Raw genomic sequence first — 12,744 nt, forward strand, 5'->3', positions numbered from 1 at the left:
GCCAACCGGCCTGGCGGACTGAAGGAGTTCCACTGAAGTCAGCGGTGCGGGGGATACCAACGCGGGGTGTACACCCACTGCTGGCCATCGGCATGCCTGAACACGGTCGTGGTACTGGAGCCGATGAGCACCATGGTGCGCATGTCGACCATTTCCGGCAGCAGCTCGGCCAGGGTCACGACCTTGAGCGTCTGCCCCGGCCTACCGATGTCACGGCCAAGGACTACAGGCGTGCTGCCCTGCCGATGCCGACGTACCACCTCGAGTGCGACACCGAGCTGATGTGGCCTGGACCTGGAAATCGGATTGTAGAAAGCCAGGACCAGATCAGCCTGGGCTGCAAGGTCCAGACGCTTCTCGATGATCGACCAGGGCTTGAGGTTGTCCGACAGCGACATGACGCAGAAGTCATGCCCCAGTGGCGCTCCGGCCTGGGCTGCGGTGGCCAGGGATGCCGACACCCCGGGCAGGATCTGCAGGTCGACCCGGTGCCAGGCCGGATCGCCGGACTCATGCAACGCCTCGAGCACTGCCGCCGCCATGGCAAATACCCCGGGATCGCCCGAGGACACCACCACAACCGAACGACCCTGTGCGGCCAGTTCGAAGGCGTGGCGTGCGCGCTGCATCTCCTCGCGATTGTCGGTGCAGTGCAGCACCTGGTCGGGGCGGAAGGGGCCGGCCATGCGCACATAGGTTTCGTAACCGAGCACATCCTCGGCACGAGCCAACTCGGCCTTGACCGCAGGCACCATGAGGTCCGCAGCGCCCGGGCCCAGGCCGATCACTGCCAACCGGCCACGTAGGCGACCGATCTCCTGCGGCGCGATCGGCGAAGAGGCCACGGCGATGACCATCCCGCTCTGTTCGAGCAGTTGCGCGCCAGGCAACGCCTGCCGGGCCATTTCGACCAGACCGCCCTGCGAGGAGGAAAAACGCAGCGCTACCCCCAGCTCTTGCGCCGCTTCATGCAGGGCAGGCTCGGCCATCGCCTCCTCTCCCGCCAGCAGGCAGGCCAGGGACGCCTGGGCGATATCCGCAGCGATCAGGGCCTGACGCACGCGGGCACAGAGGTCTGGTTGCAGGGCATCCACCGCCACCAGCACCGAGCGCGCATGGATCAGCAGCTCGTCACGGCTGGCCGGACGCGCCTGGTAGCCGACACGAATGGTGCGCCGGGCGCTGGCGTCCTCGGGCAGTTGCGCCTGGGCCAACCACGGCGCTGCACCTTCGATCCTCACCGTCTCGCCGGCCAGCAGGTCGGAAACGAAACGCTTGCCCTGCTCGAGATCCGCCAGCGCATAGCCCGCTGGTGGATTGAGCAGGCAGGTGCCGAAGCGCAGTTCGCCACTGGTGGTGATCGCCGCAGCCACACCCAGTGCCTCGCCGATCTCCCGGGCCATGACGTTGACCCCGCTCAGCCCACCCAGCAGCGGTACCACCGCGCTGCCGTCCTCGGCTACGGCCAGCACCGGCGGTTCGGCGCCCTTCTCGTCGAGCAGGGCGGCCAGGGTGCGGATGACGATACCCGCCGCGCACAGGGCAATGATCGGCGCGCCTTCGCGGTACAGCCCGCGCAGCGTTTCGCCGAAGGATTCGTAGCAGTGCTCGACACCCTCGACCCGGCCGCTCAGGCCGTGAATCCGCGCCTGTGGATAACGCTGCTGGATACGCTGGGCGGTGGCCAGGCTGCCAGGGCCGAGGATGACGATAGCCGGCGCCTTGTCGCTGTTCACCCCTGCCATTTTTCACCCGGTACGACGATCAGCGAGAAATACGGCGAGGACTGCGGATCGACGGCGTCCAGCGCAACGATCTTCTGGTTGGCCATGGTCGCCCGTTCGACATACAGCGCACGATGATCCAGCCCCAGCTCGGCCAGCACCTGGCGCACCTTGGGGAAGTTGCGCCCGAGTTTCATGATCACCGCCGCGTCGGCATCGGCCAGGCGGCGCTTGAGTTCCTCGTGGGGCAATACGCCGGAGAGCACGGTCAGGGTCTGGTTGCGGTAGACCAGCGGCGCCCCCAGCACCGATGCGCCACCGAGCATCGAGCAGACACCCGGGATCACTTCGGCCTCATAGCGCTGGGCCAGGCGATCGTGCAGGTACATGTAGGAGCCGTAGAAGAACGGATCCCCCTCGCAAATCACTGCCACGTCGCGCCCGGCGTCCAGGTGTTCGGCTACCTGCACGCTGGCTTCGTCGTAGAAGTCGCTGATCACCTGTTCGTACGACAGCGGTGCCGGCAGCACTTCGGTGGTGACCGGGTACACCAGCGGCAGCAACGTCTGCTGCGCCTGCAGGTGCGCCTCGATGATACCGAAGGCGTTGCCGCGCTTGCCCTTGGCCACGAAGTACGCCACCACCGGCGCCTCGCGCAGCAGGCGCAGGGCCTTGACCGTGATCAGTTCAGGGTCGCCGGGGCCGACACCCAGACCGAGCAGACGTCCACGTGCCTGCATCATTCCACCTCCGTGGCGAGTGCATTGACCGCCGCCGCAGCCATGGCGCTGCCGCCCAGGCGTCCCTGCATGATGACGAACGGCACGCCGCGGCTGTCGGCAGCCAGCATCGCCTTGGATTCGGCAGCACCGACGAAGCCCACCGGGAAGCCAAGGATCAGCGCAGGTTTCGGGGCACCGGCATCGAGCATCTCCAGCAGGTAGAACAACGCGGTGGGCGCATTGCCGATCACCACCACGCTGCCCTCCAGATGTGGACGCCACAGTTCCAGGGCAACCGCCGAGCGCGTGTTGCCCGCGTCCTTGGCCAGGCCCGGCACACTGGGATCGCGCAGGGTGCAGATGACCGGATTGTCGGCCGGCAGACGCGCGCGAGTGATGCCTTCGGCGACCATGTGGGCGTCGCAGAGGATCGCAGCGCCCTTGGCCAGGGCTTCACGCCCTGCCGTGCCGGCGCCTTCGGAAAACTGCAGGCCGTCGATCGCCTCGACCATGCCGCAGGCATGGATCACCCGCACGGCGAGCTTTTCCAGGTCGGCGGGAATCCGTTCCAGGCGGGCTTCCTCGCGAATGATGCGGAAAGAATTGCGATAGATCTCCTGACCATCGCGGATGTAGTCAATCATCAAGGGGCTCCGTCGGCAGGTCGAGCATGGCGCCTGCTTCTTCTGGGCTGAGGTCGGATGCGCGCAGCCTGCCGAAACCCGGCAGGCGCGCATCGCGAAGATAAAGGTCATAGCGGCCCGGGGCGCGGGCCAGCAGGGTGGCCGGGGCGACGTGGGCCACGGCGCAGGAACGTGGGCAGCCCGACAGGTGCACGCTGGCCGGGGCGCCATGGTGCAGCAGGCCGGCGAGAACCTGGGCATCGGCCTTGGTGTCGGCCTGGCCCTTGGCGCAGCCGCTGGAGCCGGTGCAGGCGCTGAGGCGGGCGAGCGGTTGCCGGGCATCGCTGATCATCCCCAGCTCAGCCACGGCGGCATGGGCCTGGTCGAGCCGGGATTCATCGAAATTCGGCAACACCAGGCTCTGCCAGGGCGTGACCCGCAGGCTGCCGTCACCGTTCTCGCGCGCAAGCCGGGCCAGGCCGCGCAGCATGGCGGGGGTCAAACGTCCCAATGGCGGTGCCACACCAAAGGCCACACCCTCACGCTGGGCCAATGCCCCCAGCCAACGAGGCCTGGAAGGCGTCCTTCGCCATTGACGCACGGCCTCATCGTGGCGCACCGGCAACCCGAGCCCTGCGACGAAATCCGCAGGCGAACAGGTCTGCAGCAACTGACGCATCCGTGTCTGCTCGGGTGTGGCGAGGTCGAGGAAGCGCTCCAGCACCGCATGCACCAGCGCCAGCCCCTGGTCGAGCGGCACCGCGCCCAGCGTTGCACCGTCGCCCGGGCAGCCGGCCAGGCCGAAGGCCAGCCATGGCTGCTGGTCGAGCTGCAGGGCCGACAGCCACAGGTCATGGGGATGGGCCAGCATCGCCAGCGCTTCACCCGCGTCCAGTTGCACGGCGAACTTGGCCGACAGCTCATGCAGGCGCGGCGTGGTTTCCAGCAGGTGCAGGATCTGCGCGGCCAATGGCCGAACGTCGAACAGCATCGCCGGATCGACACCCGCCAGCGGGCTGAGCATCAGGTTGCGCACATCGTCACCGGCGGCCTCGCGCGGGCCGAGGCCGGCACCCAGCAGATGCGCGACCAGCGTCGGGTGCTGGTCACCGATGCCGCGAATCTGCAGGTTGGCGCGGTTGGTCGCCTCGATCACGCCGCCGCCGAAGCGCTCGGCCGCCACCGCAACTGCCTCGGCCTGTTCGGCCTGCAGCAGGCCACCGGGCAGCTTGACCCGGCAGATGCCGCCATCACGCGCAGCGACGATGCGCCACAACCCCGGGCAAGCCGAGGGGCGGGGTGAAACGGCGAGGGCATGGGGATGCTTCAAGGGGGTATCCGGCAATCGTGAAGACGCGCTTCAGTGTAGAAGGCGCGGTATTATGCCTGCTTTGTCCGGCGGCATGAAAAGCCGGTGGTCGAGCAAGCTTCAGGAGCATGTCGTTCTGTTCGCGGGCAACATGACTCCCAACACGACGGAAATGATCAGATGACCCCCTGGCTGACAGTAGTAGGCATCGGCGAAGACGGCTTCAGCGGCCTGGGCAAGCAGGCCCGGCGCGCGCTGCTGTCGGCTGCACGCATCTTCGGCAGCCCGCGCCAGTTGGCCCTGCTGCCGCGCTGCGTGGTCGGCGAGCGCCAGGAGTGGCCCAGCCCATTCTCCCTCGCGCCAGTGCTGGCCCGGCGCGGCGAGCCGGTGTGCGTGCTGGCCAGCGGCGACCCGATGTTCTACGGCGTCGGTGCAAGCCTTGCGCGCCAGGTGCCGGCAGAGCAGATGCAGGTGCTGTCGATGCCCTCGTCCTGCGCCCTGGCAGCCGCGCGCCTGGGCTGGCCATTGCAGGAGGTGCAAGTGGTGTCGCTGGTCGCGCGGCCGCTGGCAGCGCTCAACGCCCAGCTCTACAGCGGCGTGCGCCTGCTGGTGCTGAGCAACGACGGCGACAGCCCGGCAGCCATCGCCCAACTGCTGCGTGACCGCGGCTTCGGCCCGAGCCGGATTCAGGTGTTCGAACACCTGGGCGGCCCCGACGAAAGACGCCTGGCCGGCAGCGCCGACGACTGGCCACACCCCTCCACCGCTGCCCTGAACCTGGTGGCCATCGACTGCCAGGCCGCAGCCGCCAGCCCGCGCCTGTCGCCCATCAGCGGCCTGCCCGACAGCGCCTTCCGCCATGACGGCCAGTTGACCAAGCGCGACGTGCGCGCAATCACCCTCGCTCGCCTGGCGCCACAACCCGGCGAACTGCTGTGGGATGTCGGCGCCGGCTGCGGCTCGATCGGCATCGAATGGATGCGCGCCCACCCCAGCTGCCGCGCACTGGCCATCGAAGCCGACGAAGGTCGCCAGACCTTCATCGAGTTCAACCGTGACCAGCTCGGCGTACCCGGCCTGCAACTGATTCGCGGCAAGGCGCCACAGGCCCTGGACGGGCTGGAGCGACCCGATGCGATCTTCATCGGTGGCGGCGTGACCCGCGAGGGCGTGCTGCCCCTGTGCTGGGAGCGCCTGCGCCCGGGTGGGCGGCTGGTGGCCAACGCCGTGACCTTGCAGAGCGAACTGGCCCTGGCGCATTTCCGTGAGCAGCACGGCGGCGAACTGAGCCGTATCCATGTGGCCCAGGCCCAGGCGCTGGGCAGCTTCGACACCTGGCGCCAGGCCCTGCCGATCACCCTGCTCGACGTGGTGAAGCCCCTCGATGCGTGAAGAAACCCGCGAACAACCCGCCCCGCTTCGCAGCGGCCTGACCACCGGCAGCTGTGCCACGGCCACCAGCCTGGCGGCCGCGCGGCTGCTGCTTACCGGCCAGTGCGACGATGCCGTGCAGATCACCCTGCCCAAGGGCAAGCAGGTACAGATGCGCCTGGAGTTCTGCCGTCACGACGGCGAGCGCGCCGAGGCCGGCACCCTGAAAGACGCCGGCGACGACCCCGATGTGACCCATGGTGCCCTGCTCTACAGCCAGGTACGCCTGACCGGTGAGCCGGGCATCCGCTTTGTCGCGGGGCAGGGTGTCGGGACCGTGACACGCCCGGGCCTGGTATTGGCAGTCGGCGAGCCGGCGATCAATCCCGTGCCGCGACGAATGATCAGCGACCACCTGCAACAGCTGGCCGGCGAGTGCGCCTATGCGGGCGGTTTCGAGGTCACGGTCAATGTGCAGGGCGGCGCCGAGCTTGCGCTCAAGACCATGAACCCACGCCTGGGCATCCTCGGCGGGCTGTCGATCCTGGGCACCAGCGGCATCGTCCGGCCATTTTCCTGCTCGGCCTACATCGCCTCGATCCACCAGGGTATCGATGTCGCCCACACCAACGGCTACACGCACATCGCCGCCTGCACCGGCAACGCCAGCGAAGACACCATGCGCCGGGTCTACGGCCTGCCGGAAATCGCCCTGATCGAGATGGGCGACTTCGTCGGTGCCGTGCTCAAGCACCTGCGCAAGGTCCCGGTAGCGCGCCTGACCCTGTGCGGCGGCTTCGGCAAGATCAGCAAGCTCGCCGCCGGCCACATGGACCTGCACAGCCGCCATTCGAGCATCGACCTGCCGCAACTGGCAGGCTGGGCCGCCGATATCGGTGCAGACGCGAATCTGCAGGCGGCGATCATCGGCGCCAACACCAGCCAGCAGGCCCTGGCCCTGGCTCATGCCGCCGGTATCGCCCTGGGGGATGCGGTGTGTGCCCATGCATTGGCATTCGCCCGCAGCGTGGTGCCGGCGCAGGTACAGGTCGAGGTGTTCGCCATCGACCGCCAGGGCGGCGTCGTCGGCAAGGCGGGTGTGCAATGAGCCCGCGTATCCTGCTGCTCGGTGGCGTCACCGAGGCCCTGGCCATCGCCCGGTTGCTGGGGCCCGAGCATGTCTACAGCCTCGCCGGGATCGGCCGCGTGCCCCAGGACCTGGCCTGCCAGGTGCGCGTAGGCGGCTATGGCGGTGCCGAAGGCCTGGCCGACTACCTGCGCCGCGAACGGATCGAGTTGCTGATCGACGCCACCCACCCCTATGCCGCGCAGATCAGCGCCAATGCCGCGCAGGCGGCGAAGGCTGCGGGCATTGCCTGCTGGGCCTTGCGCCGCCCGGCGTGGCAAGCGCAGCAGGGTGACGACTGGCGCGAAGTAGAGGGCTGGGATCAGTTGATCGAGGCGCTGGTGCCCTTCCGGCGGCCGCTGTTTACCCTGGGGCGCGAGCCGCTGCAGCATCTGCAGGAGATTCCGGCGTATCAGTTCTGGACCTTGCGCGCCCTGGAGGCCTGCGCGGGCAATGAGCGTTGCGAGGTGATCGGCGCACGCGGGCCGTTTCATATCGAGGATGAGCGGGCGCTGTTCGAGCGGCGCCAGATCGATGTGCTGGTGAGCAAGAACAGCGGCAGCGCCGCGACCGAGCCGAAGCTTGAAGTGGCGCGCGAGCGCGGGGTGCCGGTGCTGGTATTGAAGCGGCCTGAGCTGCCAGTGGTGGATCGGCTGTTCGATTCGGTGGCGCAGCTGCGCGAAGCCTTGTCGATATGAGCAACGGGGCCGCGTTGCGGCCCCGGCAGCTTCCGACGGCGCCATCATCCACTGCCAATAGTCTTCCCGCGCCCCCTGCCGTAAACTTCAAGCTCCCTCACCGCAAGGCCCCTGCCCATATGGAAATGCAATGGTGGATCTGGCTTGTCTTCGGCATCGCCCTGATCCTGCTCGAACTGGTCCTGCCGACGTTCTTCATTCTCTGGTTCGGCATCGGCGCGGTGCTGGTGTCGCTGCTCGCCCTCGTCGCCCCCACCCTGCAACTGGACATGCAGGTCCTGCTCTGGGTGCTGTTCTCGTCGGTCACCACGCTGCTGTGGTTCAAGCTGTTCCGGCGCAAGAAGCCCGACGTGCGCTGGACTGCCGACAGCGTGATCGGTGAAATCGGCCTGCTGACGGCCAGCGTGTCGCAATTCCAGAAAGGCCGGGTGCGTTTCCAGAAGCCGATCCTGGGCAACGAGGAATGGATCTGCGTGGCCGACAGCGACATTCCTGCGGGCGAGCGCGTGCGCCTGGCCGCCATCGAAGGCAACACTGCGCGGGTCACCCGCCCCTGAAACCGTATTGAAAGGAAGCTTGCAATGACCAGTCTCATCGTCGTCGGCGCCATCGCCCTGTTCGTCCTGATCACCCTGTTCAAGGGAGTGCGCATCGTGCCCCAGGGCGAGGAATGGATCGTCGAGCGCCTGGGTCGCTACCACAACACGCTCAAACCCGGCCTGAACATCCTGGTGCCGTACATGGACGTGGTCGCCTACCGCCTGCCGACCAAGGACATCATCCTCGACGTGCAACAGCAGGAGATCATCACCCGCGACAACGCGGTGATCGTCGCCAACGCCCTGTGCTTCGCCAAGGTGGTCGACCCCCAGAAAGCCTCCTACGGCGTGCAGAACTTCTCCTTCGCCGTCACCAGCCTGACCATGACCTCGCTGCGTGCCATCGTTGGCGCCATGGACCTCGACGAAGCATTGTCCAGCCGCGAGCAGATCAAGGCGCGCCTGCGCGAGGCGATGTCGGAACAGACCGAAGACTGGGGCGTGACCGTGCGCTCGGTGGAAATCCAGGACATCAAGCCGTCGGAGAACATGCAGAAGGCCATGGAGCGCCAGGCTGCGGCCGAGCGCGAACGAAAAGCCGACGTGACCCGTGCCGAAGGGGCCAAGCAGGCGGCGATTCTCGAAGCCGAGGCACGCCTGCAGGCGGCCAGGCTGGATGCCGAGGCGCAGATCAGCCTGGCCGAAGCCTCCGCCCGGGCGATCACCCTGGTGCGTGAAGCGGTGGGCAACGAAACCACCCCGGCCATGTACCTGCTGGGTGAGCGCTACATCGGCGCGATGGAAAATCTGGCCGGCAGCGACAACGCCAAGGTGGTGGTGCTCCCGGCAGACCTGCAGGAGACCGTGCGCGGCCTGCTGGGGCGCGGCAAGGCCTGAAGACCGCACCGTCCTCTTCGCGGGTAAACCGGGGCGCCGAACCGCCACTCCCACAGGTTTACCCGCGAAGAACACAACACCGATTTCAAGGTCTGCGCACCGACAACTGCGGCACTTCACCGCACCCCCACATTTTTACCTATACTCCGCCGTACAATAGCCCACTGATTCCTGACCGGATCTCTCCATGCCCCCACGTCGGCACATCGCCTGGATCGCCTGCCTCGCAGTGCTGTTCAACCTGCTGGCCATGCCGCTGTCTTCCGCTGCGCCCAAGGGCGCGGCCGAGCAGCTGCTGTGGGGTGCCTTCTGCTCGACCGGCGCGGGCAAGGCCAAGCTCGATGTCCAGGGCCTGGCCAAGATCGACCTCGGCCAGCAGGACGATCACTCCAACATGCAGCACTGCTGGTGCTGTTCGGGCGCTGCGCCAGTGCTCGCCCTGGCCAGCCACATGCCGCAGTTGCACAGCCCGCTGCAACTGCGCTTCGGCCAGGCGCCGCCGCTCGCCACCGATCAGCCCACGCCGCGCCAGCTCTGGCCGGCGCTCAACCCGCGTGCCTCTCCACTGGCCTGAGTTCAAGACGCTGTTCCTGAACCTGTATCCATCGGAGACCCATCATGTTCAAGCAAGCCCTGATCCTGGCCACCCTGCTGCTGCCCAGTGCCTTCGCCAACGCCCACGAATACAGCGTCGGCGACCTGCACATCGCCCATCCCTGGTCGCTGGAGCTGCCGCCGAACGCGCCCAATGTCGCGGCGTACTTCATCGTGCACAACAACGGCAAGGTCGATGACCGCCTGCTGAGTGTCGACAGCCCCGTCAGCGATGACGCCCAGCTGCACGAACACGTCAAGACCGCTGCCGGCGCCATGAAGATGCAACAGGTGCAAAGCGTGAGCGTACCGGCCGGCAAGGACCTGACCTTCGCCCCCAGCGCCTACCACGTGATGCTGATGCAGCCCAAGGACCGCAGCCTGCTCACCGACGGCAAGCGCTTCCCGCTCACCCTGCACTTCGAGAAGGCCGGCGACATCACCGTCGACGTCGCCGTGCAGAAGCAGCCGCCCGCCGACCAGGCAGGACACGAACACGCACACTGACCGCTGACAGGCGCTCGTCATGAGCCTGCCGCGCAACAGCACAGCCCGCAGCACCCGCCCTGATCGCAGGCGCGTCGGTGGCGGCTGGCTGAGCCTGTTCGCCATGTGGATGATCTTCATCGGCCCGCTGGTTTCCCAGTCGATGCCGATGGATCATCACGCCGGCATGAACATGAGCATGGCCATGTCCATGCCGGTGTCCATGTCGCACGGGCAGCACCAGGCCGGGCAAGCGCACCACGGCCATGGCAACGACGGCCAGCTGCATGCGGACTGGGAGAAGTGCGGCTACTGCAGCCTGCTGTTCAACTGCCCCGCCCTGCCCCAGACCCTCAGCCCACTCAACCTTGCGAGCAGTACACCGACCACCCTGGTCACCTACCCGACCCGCCAGGGCCATGCCCTGCAAGCGGTGTTCCCCGGCGCCCGCAGCCGCGCGCCACCCTTGTCGATCATCGTCTGAGCCCACGTTTCATGCCCGAAGCCAGGAGGCTTCGCGCTTACTCATGACTGATCGACTGGAATCATTATGTCCGGCTGCACCCCTGTTTTCGCCCTGTCCCGGCACGGGACCCTCGCCATGCTCTGCGGCTCGCTGCTGAGCCCGCTGGCGCTTGCCGTCGAGCCTGGCCACCAAGGCCACGACGCTGCGGAGCTGAGCCCGACGGTGATCACTGCCATCGCGCCCAGCTCGCCGCTGACCGTGGTCACCAACCCCAAGGACCCGCGCCAGCCAGTGCCGGCCAGCGACGGTGCCGACTACCTCAAGACCATCCCCGGCTTCTCGGCCATCCGCTCTGGCGGCACCAACGGCGACCCGGTACTGCGCGGCATGTTCGGCTCGCGCCTGAACATCCTCACCAACGGCGGGGTGATGCTCGGCGCCTGCCCGAACCGCATGGACGCCCCGACCTCGTACATCTCGCCGGAAACCTACGACCGCCTGACCGTGATCAAAGGCCCGCAAAGCGTGATCTGGGGCCCTGGCGGCTCGGCCGGTACCATCCTCTTCGAGCGCGAGCCGGAGAAATTCGGCACCCTCGGCAGCCGGGTCAACGCCAGCCTGCTGGCCGGTTCCAACGGCCGCTTCGACAAGGTCCTCGATGCCGCCGCCGGCAACAGCCAGGCCTATGCGCGCTTCGTCGGCAACCAGTCGCGCTCGGGCGACTACAAGGACGGCAACGGCGATACCTTGCCCTCGCGCTGGGACAAATGGAACGGCGACGTCACCCTCGGCTGGACCCCGGATAGCGACACCCTGCTCGAGCTGACCGCCGGCAAGGGCGATGGCGAAGCGCGCTATGCCGGACGCGGCATGGACGGCTCGCAGTTCAAGCGCGAAAGCCTGGGCCTGCGCTTTGAAAAATCCAACCTCGGCGAGGTGCTCGACAAGGTCGAGGCGCAGGTCTACTACAACTACGCCGACCACGTGATGGACAACTACAGCCTTCGCACGCCCTCGGGCAGCGGCATGATGGGCATGCCCATGGTCAGCAACGTCGACCGCCGCACCCTGGGCGCACGCATCAAGGCGACCTGGCGCTGGGCGGACGTGCAGTTGATCAGCGGCATCGACGCGCAGACCAACGAACACCGCAAGCGCGGCGGCATGGGCGTCGATGCGCACAAGGGCCAGCCCTGGACCAAGGACGCCGACTTCCACAACTACGGCGTGTTCGGCGAACTCACCTGGTACGCCACCGGCGAGGATCGCCTGATCAGCGGCGCACGCCTGGACCGTGCCTCGGCCCGCGACTTCCGCCAGGCCAGCGCCACCAACGGCGACACCCGCGCCGATACCCTGCCCAGCGGCTTCATCCGCTACGAACACGACCTGGCGTCGATCCCGGCCACCAGCTATGTCGGCCTGGGCCATGCCCAGCGCTTCCCCGACTACTGGGAGCTGTTCTCTCCCACCAACGGCCCGCGTGGCTCGGTCAACGCCTTCGACAGCATCAAGCCGGAGAAGACCACCCAGCTCGACTTTGGCATCCAGTACCAGGGCGAGCAGCTGGAGGCCTGGGCTTCGGGCTATGTCGGGCAGATCCGTGACTACATCCTGTTCGACTACCGTACCGGCATGATGGGCATGAGCAGCACCCAGGCGCAGAACATCGACGCCCGCATCATGGGCGGTGAGCTGGGCGCGGCGTACAAGCTCGACCAAAACTGGAAAGCCGACGCAACGCTGGCCTACGCCTGGGGCAAGAACAGCAGCGACGGCAAGGCGCTGCCGCAGATGCCGCCGCTGGAAAGCCGCCTGGGCCTGACCTACAGCCGCGACGCCTGGAGCGTCGGTGCCCTGTGGCGGCTGGTGGCGGCGCAGAACCGCATTGCCGAGAACCAGGGCAACGTGGTGGGCAAGGACTACGAGAAGAGCGGCGGTTTCGGCGTGTTTTCGCTCAACGGTGCCTACAAGGTCAACCGCAACCTCAAGCTCAGCGCCGGCGTCGACAACCTGTTCGACAAAGCCTACGCCGAGCACCTGAACCTGGCCGGGAACGCCGGGTTCGGCTACCCGGCGGCAGACCCGCAGCCGGTCAACGAGCCGGGCAGGACCTTCTGGACCAAGGTCGATTTCAGCTTCTGACAACAACTTTCGGGGCGCGGGCCTGACCGCGCCTCACCTGGTCG

The 12,744-nt window shown here is 67.4% G+C and carries 13 protein-coding genes; 9 read left to right on the top strand and 4 right to left on the bottom strand.

Annotated features, from left to right (window positions below):
• Positions 1 to 38: 38 nt before the first annotated feature.
• The 4 genes from cobJ to cobG are packed head-to-tail and all read right to left on the bottom strand — an operon-like array spanning position 39 to position 4,414.
• Positions 39 to 1,745, bottom strand: coding sequence for a precorrin-3B C(17)-methyltransferase (gene cobJ / locus AC1TXO_RS23775; RefSeq protein WP_486403992.1), 1,707 nt, complete (start codon positions 1,743 to 1,745; stop codon positions 39 to 41).
• Entirely contained in the window at positions 1,733 to 2,464 is a 732-nt protein-coding gene (locus tag AC1TXO_RS23780) for a precorrin-2 C(20)-methyltransferase (protein WP_486406897.1), read from the bottom strand. The genes cobJ and AC1TXO_RS23780 overlap by 13 nt, the downstream gene beginning before the upstream one ends.
• Positions 2,464 to 3,090, bottom strand: a complete 627-nt coding sequence (locus AC1TXO_RS23785) for a precorrin-8X methylmutase (protein ID WP_486403993.1) — start codon at positions 3,088 to 3,090, stop codon at positions 2,464 to 2,466. The genes AC1TXO_RS23780 and AC1TXO_RS23785 overlap by 1 nt, the downstream gene beginning before the upstream one ends.
• The gene (gene cobG, locus AC1TXO_RS23790) at positions 3,083 to 4,414 is read right to left on the bottom strand and encodes a precorrin-3B synthase (RefSeq protein WP_486403994.1); all 1,332 of its coding nucleotides are present in this window, start codon (positions 4,412 to 4,414) and stop codon (positions 3,083 to 3,085) included. Before cobG ends, AC1TXO_RS23785 begins: the two co-directional genes overlap by 8 nt.
• 144 nt (positions 4,415 to 4,558) lie before the next feature.
• On the opposite strand from cobG, the gene cbiE reads away from it, so the two are divergent.
• From cbiE to AC1TXO_RS23835, 9 genes are all read left to right on the top strand, one after another.
• A complete protein-coding gene (cbiE, locus tag AC1TXO_RS23795) occupies positions 4,559 to 5,770 on the top strand; it encodes a precorrin-6y C5,15-methyltransferase (decarboxylating) subunit CbiE (RefSeq protein ID WP_486403995.1) in 1,212 nt (403 codons plus the stop codon).
• Entirely contained in the window at positions 5,763 to 6,857 is a 1,095-nt protein-coding gene (locus AC1TXO_RS23800; RefSeq protein WP_486403996.1) for a cobalt-precorrin-5B (C(1))-methyltransferase, read from the top strand. Before cbiE ends, AC1TXO_RS23800 begins: the two co-directional genes overlap by 8 nt.
• Complete coding sequence (locus AC1TXO_RS23805) at positions 6,854 to 7,573, top strand: cobalt-precorrin-6A reductase (RefSeq protein ID WP_486403997.1); 720 nt, start codon at positions 6,854 to 6,856, stop codon at positions 7,571 to 7,573. The genes AC1TXO_RS23800 and AC1TXO_RS23805 overlap by 4 nt, the downstream gene beginning before the upstream one ends.
• 119 nt (positions 7,574 to 7,692) lie before the next feature.
• Positions 7,693 to 8,130: an NfeD family protein gene (locus AC1TXO_RS23810; protein WP_486403998.1), complete on the top strand. Its 438-nt coding sequence runs from the start codon at positions 7,693 to 7,695 to the stop codon at positions 8,128 to 8,130.
• A 24-nt stretch (positions 8,131 to 8,154) separates the two neighbouring features.
• A complete protein-coding gene (locus AC1TXO_RS23815; protein WP_486403999.1) occupies positions 8,155 to 9,009 on the top strand; it encodes an SPFH domain-containing protein in 855 nt (284 codons plus the stop codon).
• 187 nt (positions 9,010 to 9,196) lie between these two features.
• Positions 9,197 to 9,583, top strand: a complete 387-nt coding sequence (locus AC1TXO_RS23820; RefSeq protein ID WP_486404000.1) for a DUF2946 domain-containing protein — start codon at positions 9,197 to 9,199, stop codon at positions 9,581 to 9,583.
• A 44-nt stretch (positions 9,584 to 9,627) separates the two neighbouring features.
• Positions 9,628 to 10,110: a copper chaperone PCu(A)C gene (locus AC1TXO_RS23825; protein ID WP_486404001.1), complete on the top strand. Its 483-nt coding sequence runs from the start codon at positions 9,628 to 9,630 to the stop codon at positions 10,108 to 10,110.
• A 19-nt stretch (positions 10,111 to 10,129) separates the two neighbouring features.
• Positions 10,130 to 10,573, top strand: a complete 444-nt coding sequence (locus tag AC1TXO_RS23830; protein ID WP_486404002.1) for a DUF2946 domain-containing protein — start codon at positions 10,130 to 10,132, stop codon at positions 10,571 to 10,573.
• A gap of 66 nt (positions 10,574 to 10,639) precedes the next feature.
• Entirely contained in the window at positions 10,640 to 12,700 is a 2,061-nt protein-coding gene (locus AC1TXO_RS23835) for a TonB-dependent copper receptor (protein ID WP_486404003.1), read from the top strand.
• The last annotated feature ends 44 nt before the right edge of the window (positions 12,701 to 12,744 follow it).

The organism is Pseudomonas sp. FA117 (assembly GCF_057370475.1).